This window comes from Paraglaciecola sp. 2405UD69-4 (assembly GCF_047525415.1).
Lineage (GTDB): Bacteria > Pseudomonadota > Gammaproteobacteria > Enterobacterales > Alteromonadaceae > Paraglaciecola.
In genome coordinates this window covers 933,237-956,006 of the sequence record NZ_JBLIXM010000001.1, presented here as the reverse complement: position 1 = coordinate 956,006, position 22,770 = coordinate 933,237, and the positions used below count along the sequence as shown (strand labels likewise).

The following is a 22,770-nucleotide window of genomic DNA, read 5'->3' as shown; positions in this document are numbered from 1 at the left end:
CACTTACAATAACACAAACGCAAATGATATCAATTTACATTTAGATGAAAGAGTATCTCAATTGGCGAACTCCAACCTAAACAAAGTTTTTAAGCTAAGCTAGCCCTAAGCTAAGCAGCTACTTTACTTTTGTGTTTTGGCATCAAAACACTTAACACTAACAACAAAATACACATAGCCATGCCAACTTGAGTTGATGTAGCTAGAGCACTTAGCCCTGCAGTTTCAACCACTTGCCCAGACAATACAGCCGCCCAAGCAAAACCACTGGTTAATAATGGTGTTGCTACTGCAGCCCAGCGCCCTTGGCTATCTAAGGTACCGGCCAATGCTAACAACACAGGGAAGCAAAATTGCAAGGCACATATAGCGGGGAACAAGCCCAACAAAAACAGGCTTTGCGATGTACTGTTCACAGCAAGTGTCCAGCCTGCTCCGCAGACAATAAATGCTAAAAACAGAGGCTTTTCAGGGCCAAACTTAGCGCTGCACATGCCACCAATTAAACATGCAAAAGCTGACACAAATAAAATGATACCAATACGATTACCTGACTCTTCAAAGGTCATTCCTAAGTTAGTCGCTATGGTAAACATAAAGGCAAAACCCTGGCCGCTAAAGGTTACAAATAACACGCCCATAATTATGATAAGCACAGGCCGCAAACCGATGTTAAAGGCTATATTATTAGGTTCTGGTGCACTTTGACTTTCAACCCTATCGACTGCTTTATGTTTATAAACAAACATGGCTAACCAAAATACCACGCTTAAGATAACACTAAATATGAAGCCACCAGCCAAACCGCTTTTTTCTGTGGCCATGCTAGCGCCCGCAACCATGAAAGACATTAGCAACACGCCTATCATGTCAACCAAGCCAAACAGGGTACCTGCCGAGTTTGAACGAGCTATAAAGCTTGATGTTACACCCATCAACACCCCTACACTTATACCGCTTAACAGTTGTAGCAACAAAGTAGAAACAGCATTACTAAAGAACATACTGTTTACTATTTGGCAAACTACTAACAGCAAACCTGCATAGCTAATAATGCGTCTATATGAATACCGCTCTAATAATTTTGCTACCACAAAGGTAGCCAGAGAAATGCCAATAAAAGGTGCAGCCACCAACCAACCTGCAAGGCCAGCTTTAAAGCCAACCTCATTCATAAATTGTGTTAACAATACAGGTTTGACTGAGCTAAAAAGAGTCGACATAGAAAACGCAGCACTCGCCGCAATAATTAATCCAAGGTGAAGACGTAAAAAAGCAAAACGACTCATTATTCTGCAAACCTTTGTTTATGGGTGGCCTGTATTTTTCCTTGGATATGTTCGCCAGATGTAGTCGCCGTATACCTGCAAGGTTGCTCTTCAGATATAAACTGCTCTAATGGCTCAACCCAAGTGGGGCTATCTGGGTCGAAAAACATTGCAATAGATAATCTATCTTTACCATTAGTGCATGGCGCCACCCTATGTAAAGTTGAGCGATAATGGCCGTTACTCCAGCGCTCTAATAAATCACCGCTATTAACCACTACTGTATTTTCTCTGGGCTCAACTCCTTGCCATTCATCCTTGTGATTTAATACCTGCAAGCCGCCTACACTGTCTTGGAACAGCAAGGTTAAAAAGCCGTAATCTGTATGAGCTCCTGCCCCTAATTGCTTTTCTATGACCGAATCTGCAGGTTGCGCCGGGTAATACAGTAGTCGCAAAGAAATACTCTCGCCATTGTGAGTCGAACTAAAAAAGTCCTCATCAAGGTTCAAGTGTTTAGCCATTGTTTTCTGTAAGGTGTGGCCGGCATTTAAGGCGTTTGCATAAAACTCTTGCATGACTTTTTTAAACTCAGCAGATGGCCAGCGGTCTTCAGCAATATCACCTAACAGTATATTACGCATAGTGAAGGTTTCTTTTAAATCAGCAGGGGCATTGGGATCTAAGTTTTCTTCTTTGAGCCCTTGGTATCCAAAGTTCTCCCTTGCAGAGCGGTATTGGCAGCGCAGTTTTGTTTCTTTGTCTCCGGTAAAAAAGTCTCGGCTAAAATCATAAACTTTTTGAAGTAGCTCAGCATCAATACCAAAATCACTAATTTGCATAAAACCAAAGTCCCGCAAACTCTCATGGATAGTCTGGCCAGGGTTTGGGTCTTGATTAAATTGGATTACGGGTATGGACATGGGCGCCCTCCTCTACTGATTAATAGCAACGATAAATGTGATAACTAAATCAACAACTAAGCTTGGATTGGCGACAGGCTAGCTTAAAGCAACAAGCTAATTGGCTGCTCACTCTTAAAAAACCAGCAAACCAAATTTTAACTAACGTTCCAGATAGGGCTCGCCCTAACTTAATAAAAATATTAAGCATTGTATATTTCAAAAACAATGGGCAAATACCCCATACAAGAAACAAAATACTATGCAGAGTACTCGGGCAAATTTGATAAGCTAATGGGCATAGAATTTAAAGGCTATTAAGCTTTAGTTTACAAAGAGCAGCTGTGAAAGCGTTATTAAAACTCATATTGTCATTCACTCTAGTGTTTATCAGCATATTTGTGCTGATGAAATTCACTGGGGTGATCACGATAGAAAAAGTAGAAAACTGGTTACTCATTGCTAAAGATACTGGTGTGTGGACACTCATGTTTATAGTGGTAGTGATACTTATGTCAGATTTACTACTTTCTATCCCTACCTTGGCAACCGTAACACTAAGTGGATATTTTTTAGGACACCTATACGGTGCTATTGCAAGCCTAGCAGGCTTAATGCTAGTTGGAGTAATGGGGTACCTATTGAGCTATTATCATGGCGATAAAATTGAAATGCGGGTGCTAAAAACCCGAGAGCAGCGGTTAGACGCAAGGCAAAACTTCGCGCAGCACGGTATAGTGATGATACTTTTCTCTAGAGCTATTCCTATGCTGCCAGAAATATCAGCATGCATGGCTGGCATGACAAAAATGCCCTTTTACAAATTTATCGCCGCTTGGTCACTGAGTATTATTCCCTATGTTTTAGTATGCAGCTACGCAGGGTCAATCAGTTCGTTAGATAACCCCAATCCAGCAATATACAGTGCCATTAGTGTAAATATTGTTATCTGGTTAGCTTGGTATGCCACCCGTAAACTCGGTAAGCACGCTAAAACAATCGCCAATTAGTTTATTACACTTACAAAACCACCCCCTTATCTAAGCCACTTTATATGTTGTTAAATTTAAATTTTAAACTTTTTTGGGAATAAATCTTTTGCTGGTTCGTTACCTAAGTGTCATCTAACTAAACACGAGGAAACGACAATGACTAAGCTAAACAAAATTACAAATATTATATTAATGGCAGGTTTGGTAAGTGCATCAACAGCGGCGCTTGCCCTAGAGTCTAATGTATCTGTGAATGCAAGTGTAACGACTCAAACAAGTATGTCTCAATCAGTGGATAGTGAAAATGCTGAAGTAAACAATAGTGTTGAATCAGACACAGCAGCCGATGCAAATGTAGACGCAAACGGCGAATCAGCAGACGCCACAGTTGTTGATGAAGAAAACTCAACAGACGAAACCGCTGACGATTCAGAAACAACTGAAGAAAGTGAAATTCTTGCTGATAGTTCTGAGTCAGCCACCCAACTAACTGAGACGTTAGCTACTGCAGAAAAGTCTCTGACACAAGCAACAGGCTCTTTAACATTAGCCACCGCTTCTTTGACCGAGACAACTAGCGCGGTAACAGCAGAGTTAAACCTTGAAAATACCCTAAACTCTACTGTATCCAACTCTGTAGACACCATTACCTCAGTATCTGCACCTGATTTAAGCGCAGTGAACTCTGTAATTACATCAGCGACAGATATATCTGCAGAGCAAGCTATGGCAGCAGACATAATTGCAGACTCAACTACACAAATAGCCTCTCAGGTATCAGGCTCTTTAGAAAGTGCCACAGCAGTATTAACTACAGCTGATGTGGTAACAGAAATGAGCCAAACGGTAAGTCAAACTATCAGCACTTCTGTGAGCGATGTGATTAACAGTGAAGCTAACACCCAAGTGGCAGAGTCACTGACTAGTCAAATTAACGGTGTGGTGTCTGATGATATATCTACAGAAATCGCCACTGCCACCACTGCAGAAGTGGTCAGCAATATTAGCAATAGTTTAGATCTTTCTATCTAAGTACCGCCCTCAAACTAAAGCCGGCCTTGCGCCGGCACTTCTTGTATAAACTCATCCTATTATCGGAGTCTGATATGAAACGCTTATCTTGTGTATTCTTAGGTGTATGTATTGCGCCAAACCTTTTCGCTAATCAAGAGCTTGTATTTAATGGTGAAGCCAAGGCAAGCTACCTTTATAACTCTGCATTAAGTGTGGATGAATTAGACCAAGTAAACACCCAAGGCGATAATGGCATTCAATTTGATGGCTCGTTAGCCGCAACTTGGACACCTACAGACACATTCAAATTAACCACAGGATTAGGATATTCAAATAGTCAATACAGTGAGCTTGAGCAATTTGACCTTACCCTTTACCGCTTTAATATTGATGGCAGTTACGCTTTAGAAAATAGAGATATAGGCATAAGAATAGATAATGTTGAGGCTCATTTGCAGGGCAATAAATTTCTGTCGTTTCAACAAGTCAGCGCCTACACAGGGCAGTTTTTAACAGCCACTACTTTTTTACGAACGAGTGTTAATTACAAGAATAAAACCTTTCCCGATTTAAGCCCAAGAGATGCCACCAGTTTGGGATTATCTGGCGACTTATTTCATTTTATAAATGATGCCAAAACAATGTTGTCAGCCAATATTAATATTGAAAAAGAGCAAGCAACAGATAAGCAATTTGACTTTACAGGCCTTGGATTAAAAACCCGTATTAGCCACAAATTCACTTGGTTAGGGTTAGATAATAAAGCAGGATTAAGCTGGAAGTATCAAATAAAGAACCATCCAAAAGTTGAAATATCAGAAGCCCAAGACCAATCATTTTTTGAGCCAGGAAGTCCAGCTCAAATCATAGAGCGAGATCAATATCGCAGTGTAACAACCGCAGATTGGGAGCTAAATATTACAAACAATGTCAGCATAAAGACTGAGGTTGAATATGGTAATTATAATGCCAACCTAGCGCAGCTTGATTATCAACAAACCAAAGTTAACTTATCTATTTCGGCTAGGTTTTAATAGCCAATTCAATAACTTATTAACCAATCAGAATTTAATTAATGAAGTTAGAATAAGGCCGTAGCACAGCTCCTAAACCATAAATAGGGTCTCGGCCTTCGGGGCCCATATCTTGTATCAGCCTAGACATTCTTTCAAACACCAACTCTTTTGTAACCAACTTAGCGTCTGTACTTTTAAGTACAACACAGCTTATTGCTGCTGAAACCACAGGAGCGGCCATAGATGTGCCAGACTCAGTTGCATACTCTTGGGCACCACGAACTGTAAGTACATTGACCCCATCAGCTGCAAAATCAATATACGCCCCTCGATTTGACCAGCGGTAAGGTTGTGATTTTTTATCAATCGCACTCACAGCAATAACCGACTCATAAGCAGCAGGAAACAAAGGTGCAGCCGCCGGCCCTTTATTGCCTGCAGCCGCTACAACTACTACCCCCTTTTTAACCACAGCATTTAGTACCTGTTCTAAAATAAGGTTATCAGGGCCAGCTAAACTCATGTTCACTACTTTTACACCCTGCCTAATCAGCCAGTCAACTCCCGCCACTATAGCTTCTAAAGTGGCTCCTTGAGCGTAATCAGATTGACGGTAAAACACCTCAGCGGAAAAAAGCTCAGCCTTAACCAGCAAAGGGGGCTGTTCAGCGATATTGCCAACCATAATACCCGCCACCGCTGAACCATGAAACGACGGCGATGTTAAACTGGCAGGCAAAAATGACTTGGCCTTGATATCTTTACCGGCAAAAGCAGGGTGATTTACATTTATAGCACTATCTACCATACCTATTTTTACTGGGTCATCACAAAAAGCCTGGTTTTGGGAGCTAGCCAAACTATCAGCTATAGGACTACCATCAACCATAGTATCTTGGCTCTGGGTTTGATAAATATGATTTCTATCTAAAGATGCCATGGCCTCTTCTGGTAAATGTGTGGCCAAAGCTTTTTTTGAGTCTAGGCTAGGTGGCATTTCAAAATGAATTAAGGTTAATCCTAAACCAGAGTACTGCTTTCGAAATTGAACCTTAGCCCCTAGCTGCAACAGCAGAGTTTCGGTTTTTATATCAGATAGCAAGATCCATTGTTGTTTTACCGCCCGCCAATCATTTTCGACCAATACCTCAGTAAATAGCGGAGTGTTGATCTTGTCTGCTATGGTCAAGATATCTGGTAATGCTTCCAAAGGAGTTGTCACTAATGTCTCGATTGCCGGTAATTCACTTAATGTAAAAGGAGGGTCTATTTTACTGACAACTTTATCTTCAACTCTTGTCACTCTATCGACTACCGAACCAAGGCTACCTGTTAAATCTCTAGGATTAACCAATTGAGCCTGAGCAAATTGGCAAAAAACAACACTGGTTAATATGATAATTTTAGATTTAAACATAGGGTTTTCCTGTTACACAAAGGGGCTGATACTGAAATAACGTATGACATTAAAAAATATTTCATTTTTTATGGAATAAACCTGCAACCCATTCGTCTTCTATACAAAGAGCTTAACAAAAATGAGAACCAAACATGACCGAATCCTTTAAATCACTGCTACCTATGTTACGCCGCTTTGCGTATTCATTAACAGGCAGCACTTTTGATGCTGACGATTTAGTACAAACCACATTGGAGCGTATTTTAGATAAAGGCATCCCAGAAAACATTGAAGTCAACAAGTGGGCATTTACAGTGTGTCGCAATGTATGGATAGACGAATATAGAGCTAAGAAAACTCGCACCGCTGCAACTGAGCGCCCTGAGCTTCAAGAAGTGGCAACAGTAGAAGACCAACAAGCAATAGAGTCTAACGCCCACCTTACCCAAGTTCATCATGCTATGAATACCTTACCTACAGACCAGCGTTCAATTCTGTCTATGGTGGCTCTACAGGGACTATCTTATAAAGATGTATCTAGCATATTGAGTGTGCCGGTAGGTACAGTAATGAGCCGCTTGTCTCGGGCAAGAAGCAGCCTACTAGAAAAAGTAAACAGTCAACAATTAGGAGGCCAAGCATGAAGATCACTGACGAAATGTTAAGTGCCTTTTTAGACGCTGAATTACCTGCAGCAGAAATGGAGCATGTCAGAGTCGCATTAGAAACCGATGACAATCTTGTGGTTAGGCTTGCCGAATTAGCAGAAGCAGACCAATGGGTAACTGAGTATGCACAGCAAATTGACAGCACTCCCATTCCTGAAAAACTGATTCAGCTTGCCAATCAGATTGACCAAAAATTGCAGGTCAATGAGCCAGAAGCCATTAATAAAGTGGTGCAATTATCAGCTTGGAAAAAGGCCACACAAGGCACTCAAAAATATTACCAAGTAGCAGCAGGTATCGCTTTAGTAGTAGGTGTTGGCTTAATCACTACTCTTAATACCAGTGTTAATGATTTAGCGATACCTAGCAATATAGCTAAGGTACTAGATACCGCACCAAGTGGCACTCAACATACATTGAGCGATAACAGTGTTGTAGAAAGTCAGTTAAGTTTTGCAAGTATTGATGGGCAACTTTGTCGTCAATACCAAGTATTAACAAGTGCTGGCTCCCAAGGAAATATTGCCTGCAAAAATGGAAGCTCATGGGAGTTAAAAGCACAAAGTGGGATAACACCCGTAAACCCTGAACAAGTTTATCAAGCAGCCTCTAACAACAATGCGTTAGATAAGCTAATTGATACCCTAATTGATGGGCCGGCCTTTGACCGCTCACAAGAACAAGCAGCCATTAATAATCAATGGCAACTAAGTAATTCAATCAAGTAAGAGGTGAAATATGAAATTTATCATGATGTTTTTATCAGCAGTTATCTTGTTTTCTGGTTGTGCAACTAAGCCAGACTACCGTGAAGCCAAAAATGGTTCTGTAGGTTATAGCGAACAAAAAATTACCGATGACAGGTTTAGAGTTCAGTATAAAACTCGTAACAATACAGTGGCAGATGCATATGACTATGCATTGTTAAGAGCTGCGGAGCTTACCATTGACCAAGGCTACGACTGGTTTGTGGTTAACAGCCAAGAGACCTTTGTGGAGTCTGAAAAAGTACCATCATCGGAGCTGCAATTATCAAGACATACTTATATTCAAAAACGTTGTGGCCTATTAACCTGTGAGACTCGCCATACCCCAGCCACTAGTTATGGCGCCGGCGTATCAATCAACAGTGGCAATAACCGCAAAGAAGTACATACCATTATAGAAGTTAGAATGGGCACAGGCATTAAGCTAAATGACAAAACATTAAGTGCTCAAGATGTGATAGACAACTTAACTGAGAAAGCAGATGCAGAGTAAATACTCTACTGAAGTGTAATAAGTAGTAAGCACACAAACCCCACAATAAAAAAGCGCCAGATTGGCGCTTTTTTAAATTTAGGTTAAATACCTAACGGTTTTCTAAGCGGTTGTAATCTAGCAAACCACCTTCGATTGGTTTATGTGCCATAAATGTTTGATGCAATTTATCGCTAAAAGGCCAAAACTCTGGTGAAGTTCGACGTACAGCAAATGCATCTAAGAAGGTTTCATAATCTTGCTCTGATTTAATCTGCTGTGCTTGAGCCACTAACTTAGCAATATCAGTTTCCTTTACATGCCAAAAAACATCGGGATAACTTCCTAATAAACCATGAACCAGAGTTACATTGTCATTTTTATAGTCTCGGTTAGTTTCTTCATAAAACAGACTATTAACATTGTAATGGGCACTGTTACGGACCAAAGTGAAAATTTCTGGCTCATCACTATTTTCAAGCTCTATCATGATCATACTCAACTCAGGCAAAATAGCTGCACTTTGACCTTTTAACTTATTTAACTCGGCTAACAAGGCTTTGTTATTGCTGCTTAATCGACTATCTGCAATGTGATACCCCTTTGGCTGCACACTTTTTAAATGTTCAGCAAGCATGCCAAACAACTCTTTTTTATGGTTTTTAGTTACGAACTCAATGCCACTTGGTTGGTCAAACTGATTCACTTTTCCCTGTAAAAAAGAGGTTAATTCAGGTCCAGCCTTTTGATACCAAGACTTATGTTCTTCACGGCGAGTTTGCGGCGGTAAAAATGCTAAAAAGTTAGCCTCACCTTCAAGTCTTAAAAAATCCATATATAAGCGGGTTAACAATTGATGGCCATAGTTACCATACACATCAAAGCCTGCCACTAGTAAATAATGTATCCGTTCTAGTAAAGGGTAATCGATTACCCAAGCTGTTTTGGGAGGTTCACCCACCAGCCCTTTAATGACACTGGCATTATCGAAATGCCTAAACACTGTTAGGCTAGCATTGTCATTACTACCCTCTCCATTCCAAATATCATCAATGGAAAACTGTTGACCGTCTTTAATAGATGAATTCATAAACTTGTTTCTAGCCCGAATATAATCACCTTGTCGACTAGCATACTCAACCCAAGTCACCGCTAACGCTGTACTTTCTTGTTCAGCCGGCAGGCGTAAATTATCTCGCTGAGATTCGTAAAAAGCATTCACTTCTGATGAAATGGCCACTTCTGGTTTTACAAAATAAACCCAAAAGTGATCATTAATCACATTAAGCGCCACTTGCCCCCTACATACCGGACCTTTGATGTAGCCCATTATGGTATTTTGCGCCCTTTCTAACATAAAGCGATAGCGGGCATTTACAGGCAATTGCGCAAATGCAGTTAAGGGGTTAGCGGCTATTTCTGGTTGATAGCTAGGTAATTTTGAAACCTTATAATCGGCATCTACAAACCAAGCCTGCCATTTTTTAATTAACGACTGATCTATCCCATAGGGTTGATGGGTTTTCGTCACTATAGTAGACACCACTGGCTGTAAACGATAATAGACCCGTTCTACATCGGGTTTATCAAAAGGACGACGGGTAGCAATAATATCAATAGGCTCACCAGAGGCAGTTCTTGAACGCACTAAATTGTAAAACTGAGGTTGCGAATCTGGCTCACTTAGCTCATTAAAATATAAATGGGTGCTAAAGAGGTGTTCGTAAATATAGCGAGCACTTAATTGCATTTTTAAAGAGTCTGCATTTAGAAAGTCTTCTAAGTGGTTTACTGCTTGTTGCTGCTCTTTTGAAATAGGTGCATGGCTAGGCATAAAGGCCCCCTTTTCTATCCACTCCATAAGCGTATTATGCTCACCGGGGGTTAGTTCAGGCAAAGCATAGGGCATACCTGCAAATGGTTGCGCTTTGGCATAATGGGCAAATTCTTCGATAGTAGGACACACTTGCGCCCTATCAATACTGACATCAAACCTTTTATCTAACAGCTTATCGTCTGGTAACGGGTTTTGCTGCTTTAACGTCAACATTTTTGCTAATACAGACGCTTGGGTATTTGCAGTGGGAGTTTGCTCTCGCTCGTTTAATACTGGATAAAAGCCTCGCTCGCGCCATACTTCAGGCTCTAAAGCATCCATAAACAGGCGATTTGGTGTGGCGGCTAAGATGCGGTCACCATGATAAACTTTTTCTTTATTTGCACCGCGCTCTATCCCCTCAGCCGAGCTCATTTTCAACTGACAAGGCGCGTCGTAACAGGCATGACACACTACGCAGCGTTGTTCAATTATAGGGGCCACATCCTCTTCAAAAAAAAGGCTAGCGGCAGAGTTTTCAGCAGTTTCAGGTAACTTGTCTTTAGCTCGATTAGCGGTATTTTCATCACCGTAGAGCTTATCTAAATCAAAACTGGCAATGGTTGCGCATCCAGACGTAATCAAAAAAGCAAGGATGAAAATTTTCATTTTCTTAATGTGTGCTGTTTTCATAGTTCTCCAACTAAATGCATCTGAAAAAGAAAAGATAAATATCTGATTCTGCATTAAAAATAATTCAGTAATAGCGAATTGTACGACAAACCCGGTGATTATTAAAATTGCCTAAGCTTACCCAGTTCTTACAAGCTCGCTAACAAATTGTAATTTTTACACTAGGATAATTACATACACCCACAAGGAAGGTTTGCACTATGCATTTCAATTATAGTCCCTTTGTATGTTTAATTAGTGTTTTATTATACTTTACCACCACAACTGTAGCCCTTTGTTCAAGCCAGCTACAGCCCATCAGTAGCGCCCCTACTCCGCAACAGCTAGCCCATATTTATTCAGAAGATGTTGTCATAAGTGACTATTGGATCAGTGAAAAACTGGACGGTATTCGTGCTCGCTGGACAGGCTCTAAACTTATCACCCGTAGTGGTAATACAATTAATGCGCCAGCTTGGTACACAAAAGACTTTGGAGAACACATACTGGATGGTGAACTATGGCTGAAGCGAAATGGCTTCGAACAAACAACCTCTATTGTGCTGCGAGATACTCCCACCCAAGACTGGGAAAGAGTCAAGTTTATGTTGTTTGATTTGCCCGCACACAAAGGAGATTTCACCCAGAGACTAACTCATTTGAAAAATCTGGTAGAGGCATCACACAGCCCTTATTTATTTTTAATTCCTCACTTTAAGCTAACCAATAAGTCCGAGTTAATGACTAAGCTTGATACCTTAGTAGCACAGGGTGCAGAAGGCTTGATGCTACACCACCAGCATGCCCTTTATGAAAATGGTAGAAGCACAAAGTTACTCAAATTAAAAAAACATCAAGACGCTGAAGCCAAAGTTATCGGGCATATCCCCGGTAAAGGTAAGTATCAAAATATGCTAGGAGCATTATTGGTGGAGCTTGAGAACGGCTTACAATTTAAAATTGGGACTGGATTTAAAGACTTACAAAGACAAAACCCACCAGAAATTGGCGCAATTATTACCTTCAAACATTATGGATTTACTGCAAAAGGAGTACCTCGCTTTGCCAGTTTCATGCGAGTAAGACCTAAATCAAAGCAATAGCTTACTGATTGGTGCAATAAGTTGACAGTTGTCATAACACTGACGCATTTCACTCGTACACTCACAATGATAATAATATTGGAAAGTCATAATGAGTGAACTTACAGGTACCCTCTCAACACACAACCCAGACCGCACTTCTAACCACCTATCTCAATGGTTTTTTGTGGCCCTATTGGTTTATTTACTTATTTGTGCTGTAAGTATTATTGGTGGCGGCTTTAAAATGGCGGCAGGAGGGCATGCCAAAGAACTATTTGCTTTTGCCAGTAACCCATTTGCAGGTCTTGTTATTGGTACAGTTGCAACGGCTTTAATTCAATCATCATCAACTGTTACGGCTATTATAGTTGGCTTAGTCGCTGGCGGGTTACCTGTATCGGTTGCGGTTCCTATGGTTATGGGAGCCAATATTGGCACCTCTATCACCAATACCATAGTTTCTTTAGGTCATGTGAAAGCTAAGCAGGAGTTTTCTAGGGCTTTCTCTGCAGCAACGGTACACGATTTTTTTAATTTACTATCCGTTTTAATATTTTTACCTTTAGAAATAGCTTTTGGATTACTCGAAAAGCTCGGCTCAATGCTGGCTCAAGTGTTTTACGGGGGCTCAGAGGTTTCTATGCACAGCTTTAACTTTGTTAAAGCTGCGACTTCTCCAGTTGTAAGTAACGTTAAATATGCAATGCAGTCATTTGGGGAGCAAACAGGCGGGATTATTTCCATAATTATTGGTGTGGTACTAATTTTTGTCTCAATTACCTTAGTAGGTAAGCTACTCAAAAAGCTTATGGTGGGTAAAGCGCGAGAGATAATGCACTCTGCTATTGGCCGTAGCCCAATTTCTGGAATATTTTCTGGCACCTTAGTAACAGTGTTAGTTCAATCCTCCTCGACCACCACATCTTTGATGGTCCCTCTAGCGGGCTCAGGCTCTTTTAGCTTAAAACAGATTTACCCATTTACTCTTGGAGCCAATATTGGCACCTGTATAACCGCTGTACTTGCTGCAACAGCAGTAACAGGTAATAGCGAGGCTGCTTTGCAAATAGCATTCATACACCTCACTTACAATATTTTAGGCGTGATACTCATATATGGACTGCCTTTTCTGCGCTATGTACCTGTGCAATGTGCAGAGTGGTTAGGACGTCGAGCCTCTGAAAATAAGGTAGTTGCACTGATATATATTCTAAGCGTGTTCTTTATCGTCCCAGCGCTTTGTATTCTTATTTCAAACCAATTTCAGTAAGGAATTAATTCCATGGCAAATGTTAACGTACTGAGTACCGAACGCCTTAAGGCTTTAATTGCAGATACTGAAGAAACCCTTAAGCAACTGACCATAGAGCTTGAAAGAAGAGAGTTGTTACAACAAGAAAACGCCATTGAAAACTTAGAAGAGCATATGAAGGGAGCCGAGTTAAGCTTGGCAACAATACATCAGTTTTTAGCTTACCTCATGAGTGATTTAAAACAACGGGAGTAAATACTAGATATAGTGTTAACCCCGCTAGTAATTAAACTTGATTAGAGGTGCTACTTGTTGTTGGAAGGCTTAACCGCTTTACGGACTAACCTGTCAGAAATATATTGATAAAGTGAATACAAAACCAAGCCAAAACAACAAATCGAGATGATTCCACAAGGTACCCACACCACCCAAAGCCCCGTATTATAACCGCCAACTGCCATAACACCCAAAATAACAGCAACAGATAACTCAATGACCAAGGCTTCGAAATTCAAATAATAACTAGGCTCTATAGTTTTTGCTGCATAATGATTAACCTTAATACTCATAACGCCCTCCTTGTAAAACAGCAACTCAACACCCAAGAGGAGCACTAAGTCTGTTTTGATTAGGTCACAGTCATATATGACCCATAGGTTAAGACGGTATCAGATGTCGAGTCATAGTACAATAAATGTGCACAAAGGAGCTATTCAGTAAGCTCAATGTTAGAGCTGAGATTTAAAAAAATAACCCTTAACGCTCTTTTTTGGGCGCTTCAATTATCCGCGTATTAGGCAGGCTATGTGTATACTTAGCTTCTTTCTCTAGGGCTTCTAAATCTTTTACTATTAGCTGATTACGTTTTTTATCTATAGTGCCGTCTTTTTTCCAAAGCTGTAGCTGTTTATTCACTATCTGGCGCACAGTACCCGCCATTCTAGCTAGGGCATCATCGTTCAAACCACTCACTAAATGGTGCTGATGCTCCTCTTCTTCACGACCTGTATAGAACTTAATTTTTTTAATATGCTTTAAAATGATACGACTTAAACGTGTGGTGACATTGTGCAAAATCACACTGCTAGCTTGCTCTTCTTTTTCGCGCATTTTTTGCGCTAGATACGGCATAAATTGCTGATTAAACTCCGGATAGGTCCACAGCCACTTCCTCATGGTATCGAGTTTAACCGATAGCAATTTTACTGTACTTAGTGGCGATACAATTACATCGTGGGGCTGGTCATCCAAAAGCACAATCAAATCAAAACAATCACCAGCGTAAAGCATATCTAAGGTAGTTTCGCGGCCAGTCTCTGGGTTAGATTGTTTTATTTCTACTTGACCGTCTAACACCACAAAAAATCGTTGCGTCAATAATTTCGGATCAAAGTATTCACCCTTATGCCATTCATTTAATTGAAACTCCTGTTGAAAATCTTCAATTAAACGGGCCGGCAGCCCTGCAAACATGTTGGCCTGCTTGACCAACACTGGGCTAGCTTTTTGAGGTAAATGTGAAACGTCAGAGGCCATAAAGAAAACAGATTTAAGCAGTGATGTAAAAGAGTAAAGCCATTCTACCCTGTTGTGTGTTCATACCCAAGCCACCGCTAAATAACAATCTTTCGCTAACTGTCACAATTGTGACATCGGCATTTTTTGAGCCTGCGTATTATAGCCCCACTAACCAAACATCTTGAGTGTTAGCGGCAAAGTTAGCTAGTCAATATCAAGGTGTTTATGTGGTCAAACTGCTTACTTGGTCAACACCATAAGCATTAGATTAAAACAACTAAACATTAGGTGATTATTATGACAAAGATTATAGGTATTGATTTAGGTACAACAAATTCATGTGTAGCTGTTATGGAAGCTGGCAAAGCGAAAATTATTGAAAATTCCGAGGGTAACCGTACTACCCCTTCCATTGTTGCTTATGCAAACAGCGAGACACTAACGGGACAGCCTGCAAAAAGACAAGCTATAACCAACCCAACAAATACGTTATTCGCTATAAAACGTTTAATTGGTCGTAAGTTCGACGACAAAGAAGTGCAAAAAGACATTAAATTAGCTCCCTACAAAATCATTAAGGCAGAGAATGGCGACGCTTGGGTTGAAATAAATGGTAAAGCCTTATCACCACAAGAAGTATCGGCTCAGATTTTACGTAAACTAAAACAAGACGCAGAAGCTTACCTAGGTGAAGCTGTTACAGATGCAGTGATTACGGTACCGGCTTACTTTAATGATTCACAGCGTCAAGCCACTAAAGATGCAGGTAAAATTGCAGGGTTAAACGTGAAACGTATTATTAACGAACCTACAGCTGCAGCACTGGCATACGGTGTAGACAAAAACGCTCAAGCCGACCAAAAAGTCGCAGTATATGATCTAGGTGGTGGTACCTTTGATGTGTCGATTATCGAAATATCAAACTTAGATGGCGAGAAACAATTTGAAGTGCTCGCCACAAACGGCGATACCTTTTTAGGTGGTGAAGACTTTGATTTACGCTTAATTAACTACCTTGTAGAAGAGTTCAAAAAAGATACCGGCATTGATGTCCAGAAAGACTCTTTAGCACTGCAGCGCATTAAAGAAGGAGCGGAAAAAGCTAAAATCGAATTGTCATCGGCGTTACAAACCGAAGTAAATTTACCTTACATTACAGCTGATGCAAGTGGCCCGAAACACTTAAATGTGAAGGTAACGCGAGCCAAACTAGAGTCACTGGTAGATGACTTAGTTAAGAGCACCATTGCCCCATGTGAGCAAGCTTTGAGAGACGCTGGCATTAGCATAAGCGACGTAAGTGAAGTGATTCTGGTAGGTGGTCAAACTCGCATGCCAAAAGTACAAGAAGCAGTTAAAAACTTCTTTGGCAAAGAGCCCCGTAAAGATGTGAATCCAGATGAAGCAGTAGCGCTTGGTGCAACCATTCAATCAGGCGTGTTATCCGGTGAAGTTGACGATGTACTGTTGTTAGATGTGACCCCTCTATCACTTGGTATCGAAACCCTAGGCGGAGTTATGACTAAGCTGATTGAGAAAAACGCTACCATACCCACGCGGGCATCAGAAGTGTTCTCAACAGCTGAAGACAACCAAGCTGCGGTAACCGTACATGTGTTACAAGGCCAACGTGAAATGGCAGCAGATAACAAGTCACTGGGTCAATTTAACTTAAGTGACATTAGCCCTGGGCCAAGAGGATCAGTGCAAATTGAGGTCACCTTTGATATTGACGCAAATGGTATATTAAATGTGTCAGCCAAAGACAAAGCTACAGGTAAAGAGCAAAGCATTGAGATCACGGCTTCTGGTGGTTTAACTGAAGATGAAATCAATCGCTTAGTTAAAGATGCCGAACAACATGCTGGAGCAGATAAGCTAAAACGTGAGCTAGTTGAGCAACGCAATCAAGCAGACCAACTAATACACACAGTGCAAACATCGATGACTAGCTTGCCTGAAGCACAGCAAACTGAGCTTAAAACCTTAATAGAGCAGCTTAAAATGGCAGTTAACGGTGATAATAAGTCAGCCATTGAAATGCGCCAAAAAGCATTGCAAGACGCTTACGCTAGCATAATGCAAGCTCAGCAGGCTCAGGCGCAACAACAAGGGCAAGCAAGTCAGCAACAAGACGCGCCAGCCAGCAATAGTGCTAACGACGATATAATCGATGCTGATTTTGAAGATGTAAGCAACGGTTAATCGTTAAATACAACTAGGCTTGTGTAAGCAAGTCTTACGTTTAAAATACTAGTTTTGATAAAAACAAAGCCCCTAATACTCAGTATTAGGGGCTTTTTTTATGTAGTAAGCATAAATTTACAAATAAGGAAAAACTGTGATGTATCAACAATCTGAGATAAGAAGCATTTCAGAACATTAAGATTTACTTTAAAATTCGGCCCCTGATTTAGGGTGATAAATCGCCCCGCTGTTTTAAATTAATCGAGTAAAAGGACCCCATGAAATCTTTATTTTATTTACCTATAATGGCAATGAGTGCCACAGTTTTAGCTGATGGCGCAGGATTTGAACACTTTGTTGTTTATGGTAAGCAGGCCCATTTAATTGGGGATTCATTATCGGCTTCTGAAGGCGTCATAGGTTATGGCGACATTCAACAGCGCCCTATATTAAGAGCTGGCGAGGTTCTAGAGTTTATTCCTGGCATGGTAGTGACTCAACACAGCGGATCAGGTAAAGCTAACCAGTATTTTTTAAGAGGGTTTAACCTAGATCACGGCACAGATTTCAGTACCACTATAGATGGTATGCCAGTCAATATGAGAACCCATGGCCATGGCCAAGGTTATACAGACCTCAATTTCATCATCCCTGAGTTTGTCGAACGAATCGATTATCAAAAAGGCCCATATCAAGGGACGCAAGGTGACTTTTCTACAGCAGGCGCCGCTAACTTTTCGTTAATGTCGATCATCCAAAACCCTTTAGCCAAAATTGAATTGGGTGAAAATGGTTATCTTAGAGGTGTTGTAGGTAACAATGTGGCCACTGAAAATGGTAACTTTGCATTTGGAGCCGAGTGGCAACAGTATGATGGTCCATGGACTGACGTCAACGAAGACGTAAACAAAACCAACTTGTTTGCTAGATATCAACAAGCAGTCGCCGGCGGCATACTTAACATCACCTTTTTAGGGTACGACAATAGTTGGAATTCGGCAGACCAAATACCAGAACGGGCAATCACGTCTGGATTAATTGACCCATTAGGTTCCATAGATACTACAGTTGGTGGTGAGTCTAATCGCTACAGCTTATCTGCAAACTGGCAAAACCAAGATTGGTTTGTATCTGGATATGCCATCACCAGCGACTTAGATTTATATTCAAACTTTACCTATTTTCTTGATGATCCTATTAATGGGGATCAATTTGAGCAGGTCGATGACAGAAATATCTATGGCGGTAATATCACTAATATATTTTCTGTTGATACGGACAACTACCATCTCCATCAAAAAGTAGGACTAGATGTACAGTATGATGATATTGCAGAAGTGGGCCTATACAAAACTGCAGCCAGAGAACGCCTATCTACGGTTCGCACTGACTCGGTTGACGAGTGGTCAGCTAGCTTATTTTATACAGTAGACGCCTATATAGGTGAAGACTGGATTGCCAATGCAGCCATTAGGCATGACTACTTATCAGTCGATGTTGAAAGTGACTTAGATGCCAATAGCGGCAAAGCTAACGATCACATGACAAACGTAAAAGCCGGCATTAGCTATTTGATTGATGACCAATGGCAGGCCTATGCTAACGCTGGGCAATCATTCCATTCTAATGATGCCAGAGGTGTAGTCATTAGCCTTGACCCTTCAACATTAGAACCCACTGACCCAGTAGACCTCTTAGTGCGCGGTCAAGGTGCCGAAGTTGGCTTACGGGTATCACTTATCCGTAGGTACAATATGTCTTTATCACTGTGGTGGCTAGAAAATGACTCAGAATTAGTATTTGTAGGAGATGCAGGTAATACCGAGGCGAGCCGAGCTTCTGAACGCAAAGGAGTAGAATTTTCCAGTAACTTTTGGTTAACCCCTAATCTCACCACTGATCTGGAGCTAGCGTGGACACATTCTCGTTTTAGTGAATCAGCAGAAGATGAAGGTGATTACATAGACGGCTCGCTGCCTTTTGTTGCCAGTCTTGGGATCAACTGGGAAGTAAACGACCAACTAAACACAAACTTACGAGTTCGCCACTTTGGAAAGCGGACGTTAGATAGCTTTAATGAAACCCAATCAAATAGTTTCACCGTTGTGAATGCCAACGCTCAATATCAAATAAACGATTGGAGATTAGACCTATCAGTGCTGAACGTGCTCGACAGTGATGACCACGATATAGACTACTTATACACCAGCAGATTGCCAGGTGAAGCTGACGAAGGCGTTGAAGATATCCACTACCACCCTATTGAACCACGCACGGTTAGAATGGGCGTCACTTATCAGTTCTAAACTATAAAAAACTTACTTTATGCCGGTCTCCAATGGCTGGCATTACCTTAACTGTACTATTGATACCTTAAAATAACGTCAAGTGTTTTAAACAATACACAAGGCCCCACTGCTACAAGACTTTAACTTTCATAAAAAACACTAAAGTATGTGTATAAAACTTAATACTTAAGCAACTTCCTAGGTGATTTTTCACATTCCCAAAACTGCTAGGCTATTTAGTGAACATTATCGCTAATCTGATTTTTACCAGTTTTTTATAAAGGGGATTCAACAAACTAATGGTTTGCAAGTTTTCAAAAAACGACAGTCTTTTTGCCACCCTGGGCTCTATACCTAAATGATCCATAAAAGCTCATGGTGGGGTACGAGGAATATAGCGTTTACGTTATTTACTCTCTTCATCTTTACTTGCTTGAGTAATGTTTCATTTGCACTCAGCTCAACTACCGAGCCACATGAACACTCCCTTAGCTATGAATCTGTAGAGAATTTAGTCCAAGCGATTAAAACAAGTCGAATGGACTATTTAAAAAGTGCTGAAGCCTTAGAGCGTGCTTTTAATGTCAGTAAAAAAGAGGGCTGGAAAGATATCCACTTTGCTACTTCGGTACTTTATGCAGAGCTACTTTTTAGACAAGAGAAATACTCTGAATTAGATCGCCACCTTAAAGCCTATGATAAAGATCTGGGACTACAAACCCAGAAAGATTTATATTTAATGCTGCTGGAAACAAAATTGAAGCTACTACTCAGAGCAGACGACCCTGAGCCTGCCCAAGCTTTAATGAAGCAATTAAAACTATCATTACCTGAATCCTCGCCCAAGGAGAAAGTGACTATATTTCGGGCGCTTGCTTACTACTACACGGACACAGATGCATTAAAAAACACCTTGGATGTGTCCCTAGAAGGACTTGATCTGGCAACCAGTTTGCAAGATGTCCCTTCTCAAGGTTTCTTTTTAAGAAAAATAGGAGATACCTACAATTATCTAGGGCAAAAAGATAAAGCAGTAGAATATGCCCGAAAAGCAGCTGCAACTTATGAGAAAACCAAAGAAGAACTTTTTATGTCAAAAGCTTTTTGGAGCTTAAGCAACGTGCTGTTAGAGGCCAACCAAAAAGAAGAGGCCATTGTATATTTGAGAAAAGCTCTTTCATATTTTAAGTCAGTCAATATGTTGAAAGGCCTCGCATTTTCTCAATATTCCCTAGCAAACGTTTTATACACCCAGGAAAAGTATCAAGAGGCTTTAGGTACAGTTAAAGAAAACATAAGTCTTGCAAAGGCTGCTGGCGTTTATGATATGCAGTTAGCATCCATGATTTTATTAAGTGACATATACATAAAGCAAGGCTTGCTTGAAAAGGCTAACAGCGTCAACGATCAGGTATTTTCTATACTCGATAGGTTTAGTCGCAGTTATTACAAAGCAAATTTTCTAAAGAAACGATATGAATTAAAGCGGAGCTTAAACAGAACTAACGAAGCATTTGAAGCAATAGAGCAAGAGCTCGTATTTACCAAAAAGCACCTAGAAGCCACCAGCGAAAACAATATAAAAACGCTTCAAGTGAAGTTTGAAGTCAAAGAAAAAGAAGATGAAATATTAAGGCTCTCCCACCAAAACGATATTAATGAGCTTGAAGCCAAGCAGCAGCATCAACAAAAGCTAATTTGGCGTTTAAGCACAGCAATTGCAGTTATTCTAATTGGCATATCCTGTTTGCTATTTTACAAACAAGTGCGTCAGCGCCAAAAATATCACGCAATCGCATTAACAGACTATTTAACTAATTGCCCGAATAGACGGGGCATAATGCAAGAAGCTACCCATAAAATTCAAAACCAAGAGATAACAATAGCCATTGCAGACTTAGATTATTTCAAAAAAATTAACGACCAGTTTGGCCACGATATTGGTGACTTAGTCTTAGTTGCATTTGCCAATGCAGCCAGAAAAACATTGTCAGAAAATGACAAGTTTGGGCGCTATGGCGGTGAAGAATGGTTGTTTGTATTAGGCACTAATAACAAATCTGATGTGCAAGATATCTTCTCTGGTTTGAGTGCAAACTTTGCAGACTATTGTGTTGATATTAAAGCGAATAACCCCGCTATAAACTGGGACATAACATTTAGTATGGGGGCAATTATCAGCACTCAAACCAGTAATAACCTTGAAGATCTCATCATTCAGGCTGATAAGTTACTTTACCAAGCAAAAGAAAACGGCCGAAACCAGTTAATGATCGCATAGTAAATTTGGTAGCTAAAGCTGCAATAAGACAAATACAGGCAGGTGTAGCCATTAACATCTGTCGCTATTGGTAACTAAAAATGTATAGATGGATTCAATTTAGAAAGGGGAAAAATATCAATATCTATTAAATTGGTCAGCTTGAAAATAATGAAGTAAATAAGGAAAAGATAAGTTTATAGATTATTTCTGAGCCAGTATTTGTCGAAGTTAGTTATACATAAACACAATAAAACTAATAAACGCTAACCAACTTGCGCCGAGTAAAACCCAAGGTAGCATATTGAATTTGGGCTCAGGTAGCGCTTCTTCTATAACATTGCTGGCGGTTTGGTTTACTTGTTTAGAGTTCTGTTTACGTTGTTTATCTAACTCTCGTAAGCGTTTGTTTTGCTGTTTTTTATATTCAGCTATGCCCTTTTCTATACCTTGAGCTATCAATTTAGTCTGTTCTTTTGTTTGCCCTTGCTTTTGCCTACTTTTAGCAATTTTCATGGCTTGAGCTGATACCTCTGGAGACACTTTATTCTTCATTTTTTCAAATCAACATGTTTGTACAATATTTGTATCTTACCAGTTTCCCCTCTTATTTAGGGGATGATTTCTTGTATCAATTAACCACCTTCACAATCAAATTAAAAAAACACCAACTTTTAGCAAAATAAACCAAGTTCTTGGTTAAATTAATTAATTCAAAATTAAAACAATTTATAGAAAACCATAAGTTATTGATTTTATTAAAATAAAATTTTTGGCACCTCAGTTGCAAAAGTATGGTAAGTCACAACGACGACTTAACAACTTAACTAAATAGGAAAATACAATGAACACATTCACTAAAATAATCGCTACTTCTGTTTTAACTATTAGCTCAATTGGTATGGCAAACGCTGCAACTGAATACGTAGCGGCAGACGATTATGTAACAAGCAAACTATGTGTAACTGCAACCGAAGGAAGCAAACTACAATTAGCAAAAGCGATTGAAAAAACCGGATTAAGTAAACGATACGTTGTAAAAAATGTGACTTGTAATAATCAAGATATTATTACCTTTGTAGAGCAGCACGGTACAAATGTAGACAATATTAATAACTACTTAACTGCTGGTAAATATAGCAACAATGTTGAAGTTACCACTGTTGCATCGCGTTAATCCAACTTGATTGTACG

Annotated in this window: 20 protein-coding genes; 13 read left to right on the top strand and 7 right to left on the bottom strand. The window is 40.2% G+C overall.

Translation table 11 applies throughout. The features are described from left to right. Positions 1 to 110: 110 nt before the first annotated feature. Complete coding sequence (locus tag ACMUMK_RS04275) at positions 111 to 1,289, bottom strand: MFS transporter (RefSeq protein ID WP_414699884.1); 1,179 nt, start codon at positions 1,287 to 1,289, stop codon at positions 111 to 113. Beyond that, positions 1,289 to 2,191 (bottom strand): isopenicillin N synthase family dioxygenase, encoded by a 903-nt coding sequence (locus ACMUMK_RS04270; protein ID WP_414699883.1) that lies wholly within the window; start codon positions 2,189 to 2,191, stop codon positions 1,289 to 1,291. Before ACMUMK_RS04270 ends, ACMUMK_RS04275 begins: the two co-directional genes overlap by 1 nt. Before the next feature lie 323 nt (positions 2,192 to 2,514). Here ACMUMK_RS04270 and ACMUMK_RS04265 point away from each other — a divergent pair, with 323 nt between their 5' ends. From ACMUMK_RS04265 to ACMUMK_RS04255, 3 genes are all read left to right on the top strand, one after another. Further along, positions 2,515 to 3,180, top strand: a complete 666-nt coding sequence (locus tag ACMUMK_RS04265) for a TVP38/TMEM64 family protein (protein WP_414699882.1) — start codon at positions 2,515 to 2,517, stop codon at positions 3,178 to 3,180. A gap of 138 nt (positions 3,181 to 3,318) precedes the next feature. Continuing rightward, the gene (locus ACMUMK_RS04260) at positions 3,319 to 4,194 is read left to right on the top strand and encodes a hypothetical protein (protein ID WP_414699881.1); all 876 of its coding nucleotides are present in this window, start codon (positions 3,319 to 3,321) and stop codon (positions 4,192 to 4,194) included. 74 nt (positions 4,195 to 4,268) lie between these two features. Continuing rightward, positions 4,269 to 5,210: a hypothetical protein gene (locus ACMUMK_RS04255; protein WP_414699880.1), complete on the top strand. Its 942-nt coding sequence runs from the start codon at positions 4,269 to 4,271 to the stop codon at positions 5,208 to 5,210. Positions 5,211 to 5,244: 34 nt separating this feature from the next. On the opposite strand, the gene ACMUMK_RS04250 is transcribed toward ACMUMK_RS04255, so the two are convergent. Beyond that, positions 5,245 to 6,609 carry a S8 family serine peptidase gene (locus tag ACMUMK_RS04250; RefSeq protein ID WP_414699879.1) on the bottom strand — a complete coding sequence of 455 codons (1,365 nt, stop codon included), beginning with the start codon at positions 6,607 to 6,609 and terminating at the stop codon, positions 5,245 to 5,247. 134 nt (positions 6,610 to 6,743) lie between these two features. Between ACMUMK_RS04250 and ACMUMK_RS04245 the strand changes: the two genes are divergently transcribed. Genes ACMUMK_RS04245 through ACMUMK_RS04235 form a run of 3 tightly spaced genes read left to right on the top strand, consistent with a single transcriptional unit; the run spans position 6,744 to position 8,519 of the window. Next, positions 6,744 to 7,235 carry an RNA polymerase sigma factor gene (locus tag ACMUMK_RS04245; protein ID WP_414699878.1) on the top strand — a complete coding sequence of 164 codons (492 nt, stop codon included), beginning with the start codon at positions 6,744 to 6,746 and terminating at the stop codon, positions 7,233 to 7,235. Beyond that, positions 7,232 to 7,987, top strand: a complete 756-nt coding sequence (locus tag ACMUMK_RS04240) for an anti-sigma factor family protein (protein ID WP_414699877.1) — start codon at positions 7,232 to 7,234, stop codon at positions 7,985 to 7,987. Before ACMUMK_RS04245 ends, ACMUMK_RS04240 begins: the two co-directional genes overlap by 4 nt. A 10-nt stretch (positions 7,988 to 7,997) precedes the next feature. Beyond that, positions 7,998 to 8,519 carry a CC0125/CC1285 family lipoprotein gene (locus ACMUMK_RS04235; protein WP_414699876.1) on the top strand — a complete coding sequence of 174 codons (522 nt, stop codon included), beginning with the start codon at positions 7,998 to 8,000 and terminating at the stop codon, positions 8,517 to 8,519. A gap of 91 nt (positions 8,520 to 8,610) precedes the next feature. Here ACMUMK_RS04235 and ACMUMK_RS04230 read toward each other — a convergent pair whose 3' ends face one another. Beyond that, a complete protein-coding gene (locus ACMUMK_RS04230; RefSeq protein ID WP_414699875.1) occupies positions 8,611 to 11,007 on the bottom strand; it encodes a fatty acid cis/trans isomerase in 2,397 nt (798 codons plus the stop codon). A gap of 200 nt (positions 11,008 to 11,207) precedes the next feature. Between ACMUMK_RS04230 and ACMUMK_RS04225 the strand changes: the two genes are divergently transcribed. The 3 genes from ACMUMK_RS04225 to ACMUMK_RS04215 all read left to right on the top strand — a co-directional run bounded on the left by ACMUMK_RS04225 (position 11,208) and on the right by ACMUMK_RS04215 (position 13,578). Beyond that, positions 11,208 to 12,089, top strand: coding sequence for a DNA ligase (locus ACMUMK_RS04225; RefSeq protein WP_414699874.1), 882 nt, complete (start codon positions 11,208 to 11,210; stop codon positions 12,087 to 12,089). A 91-nt stretch (positions 12,090 to 12,180) separates the two neighbouring features. After that, positions 12,181 to 13,341, top strand: a complete 1,161-nt coding sequence (locus ACMUMK_RS04220) for a Na/Pi symporter (protein ID WP_414699873.1) — start codon at positions 12,181 to 12,183, stop codon at positions 13,339 to 13,341. A gap of 12 nt (positions 13,342 to 13,353) precedes the next feature. After that, a complete protein-coding gene (locus ACMUMK_RS04215; protein WP_414699872.1) occupies positions 13,354 to 13,578 on the top strand; it encodes a hypothetical protein in 225 nt (74 codons plus the stop codon). 50 nt (positions 13,579 to 13,628) lie between these two features. Here the strand turns inward: ACMUMK_RS04215 and ACMUMK_RS04210 are convergent, their stop codons facing one another. Continuing rightward, on the bottom strand, positions 13,629 to 13,892 hold the full coding sequence (locus tag ACMUMK_RS04210) for a hypothetical protein (RefSeq protein WP_414699871.1): 264 nt from the start codon (positions 13,890 to 13,892) through the stop codon (positions 13,629 to 13,631). 187 nt (positions 13,893 to 14,079) lie between these two features. Beyond that, a complete protein-coding gene (locus ACMUMK_RS04205) occupies positions 14,080 to 14,859 on the bottom strand; it encodes a Crp/Fnr family transcriptional regulator (protein ID WP_414699870.1) in 780 nt (259 codons plus the stop codon). Between the two features lie 279 nt (positions 14,860 to 15,138). Between ACMUMK_RS04205 and dnaK the strand changes: the two genes are divergently transcribed. The 3 genes from dnaK to ACMUMK_RS04190 all read left to right on the top strand — a co-directional run bounded on the left by dnaK (position 15,139) and on the right by ACMUMK_RS04190 (position 21,597). Continuing rightward, a complete protein-coding gene (gene dnaK, locus ACMUMK_RS04200; protein ID WP_414699869.1) occupies positions 15,139 to 17,046 on the top strand; it encodes a molecular chaperone DnaK in 1,908 nt (635 codons plus the stop codon). Between the two features lie 260 nt (positions 17,047 to 17,306). Next, on the top strand, positions 17,307 to 19,334 hold the full coding sequence (locus ACMUMK_RS04195; RefSeq protein ID WP_414699868.1) for a TonB-dependent receptor: 2,028 nt from the start codon (positions 17,307 to 17,309) through the stop codon (positions 19,332 to 19,334). A gap of 520 nt (positions 19,335 to 19,854) precedes the next feature. Continuing rightward, the gene (locus tag ACMUMK_RS04190) at positions 19,855 to 21,597 is read left to right on the top strand and encodes a diguanylate cyclase (protein ID WP_414699867.1); all 1,743 of its coding nucleotides are present in this window, start codon (positions 19,855 to 19,857) and stop codon (positions 21,595 to 21,597) included. Between the two features lie 210 nt (positions 21,598 to 21,807). Here ACMUMK_RS04190 and ACMUMK_RS04185 read toward each other — a convergent pair whose 3' ends face one another. Next, positions 21,808 to 22,131 (bottom strand): DUF2956 domain-containing protein, encoded by a 324-nt coding sequence (locus ACMUMK_RS04185; protein ID WP_414699866.1) that lies wholly within the window; start codon positions 22,129 to 22,131, stop codon positions 21,808 to 21,810. 289 nt (positions 22,132 to 22,420) lie between these two features. Between ACMUMK_RS04185 and ACMUMK_RS04180 the strand changes: the two genes are divergently transcribed. Continuing rightward, positions 22,421 to 22,753 carry a DUF3718 domain-containing protein gene (locus ACMUMK_RS04180; RefSeq protein WP_414699865.1) on the top strand — a complete coding sequence of 111 codons (333 nt, stop codon included), beginning with the start codon at positions 22,421 to 22,423 and terminating at the stop codon, positions 22,751 to 22,753. Positions 22,754 to 22,770 lie beyond the last annotated feature (17 nt).

Bases quoted from the DNA above. Each gene is read 5' to 3' on its own strand.
- ACMUMK_RS04215 (WP_414699872.1), top strand. From the start codon at position 13,354: ATGGCAAATGTTAACGTACTGAGTACCGAACGCCTTAAGGCTTTAATT.
- ACMUMK_RS04260 (WP_414699881.1), top strand. From the start codon at position 3,319: ATGACTAAGCTAAACAAAATTACAAATATTATATTAATGGCAGGTTTG.
- ACMUMK_RS04185 (WP_414699866.1), bottom strand. From the start codon at position 22,131: ATGAAGAATAAAGTGTCTCCAGAGGTATCAGCTCAAGCCATGAAAATT.
- ACMUMK_RS04240 (WP_414699877.1), top strand. From the start codon at position 7,232: ATGAAGATCACTGACGAAATGTTAAGTGCCTTTTTAGACGCTGAATTA.
- ACMUMK_RS04180 (WP_414699865.1), top strand. From the start codon at position 22,421: ATGAACACATTCACTAAAATAATCGCTACTTCTGTTTTAACTATTAGC.
- dnaK (WP_414699869.1), top strand. From the start codon at position 15,139: ATGACAAAGATTATAGGTATTGATTTAGGTACAACAAATTCATGTGTA.
- ACMUMK_RS04190 (WP_414699867.1), top strand. From the start codon at position 19,855: ATGGACTATTTAAAAAGTGCTGAAGCCTTAGAGCGTGCTTTTAATGTC.
- ACMUMK_RS04250 (WP_414699879.1), bottom strand. From the start codon at position 6,609: ATGTTTAAATCTAAAATTATCATATTAACCAGTGTTGTTTTTTGCCAA.
- ACMUMK_RS04225 (WP_414699874.1), top strand. From the start codon at position 11,208: ATGCATTTCAATTATAGTCCCTTTGTATGTTTAATTAGTGTTTTATTA.
- ACMUMK_RS04255 (WP_414699880.1), top strand. From the start codon at position 4,269: ATGAAACGCTTATCTTGTGTATTCTTAGGTGTATGTATTGCGCCAAAC.
- ACMUMK_RS04245 (WP_414699878.1), top strand. From the start codon at position 6,744: ATGACCGAATCCTTTAAATCACTGCTACCTATGTTACGCCGCTTTGCG.
- ACMUMK_RS04195 (WP_414699868.1), top strand. From the start codon at position 17,307: ATGAAATCTTTATTTTATTTACCTATAATGGCAATGAGTGCCACAGTT.
- ACMUMK_RS04275 (WP_414699884.1), bottom strand. From the start codon at position 1,289: ATGAGTCGTTTTGCTTTTTTACGTCTTCACCTTGGATTAATTATTGCG.
- ACMUMK_RS04230 (WP_414699875.1), bottom strand. From the start codon at position 11,007: ATGAAAACAGCACACATTAAGAAAATGAAAATTTTCATCCTTGCTTTT.
- ACMUMK_RS04220 (WP_414699873.1), top strand. From the start codon at position 12,181: ATGAGTGAACTTACAGGTACCCTCTCAACACACAACCCAGACCGCACT.
- ACMUMK_RS04205 (WP_414699870.1), bottom strand. From the start codon at position 14,859: ATGGCCTCTGACGTTTCACATTTACCTCAAAAAGCTAGCCCAGTGTTG.
- ACMUMK_RS04270 (WP_414699883.1), bottom strand. From the start codon at position 2,191: ATGTCCATACCCGTAATCCAATTTAATCAAGACCCAAACCCTGGCCAG.
- ACMUMK_RS04235 (WP_414699876.1), top strand. From the start codon at position 7,998: ATGAAATTTATCATGATGTTTTTATCAGCAGTTATCTTGTTTTCTGGT.
- ACMUMK_RS04210 (WP_414699871.1), bottom strand. From the start codon at position 13,892: ATGAGTATTAAGGTTAATCATTATGCAGCAAAAACTATAGAGCCTAGT.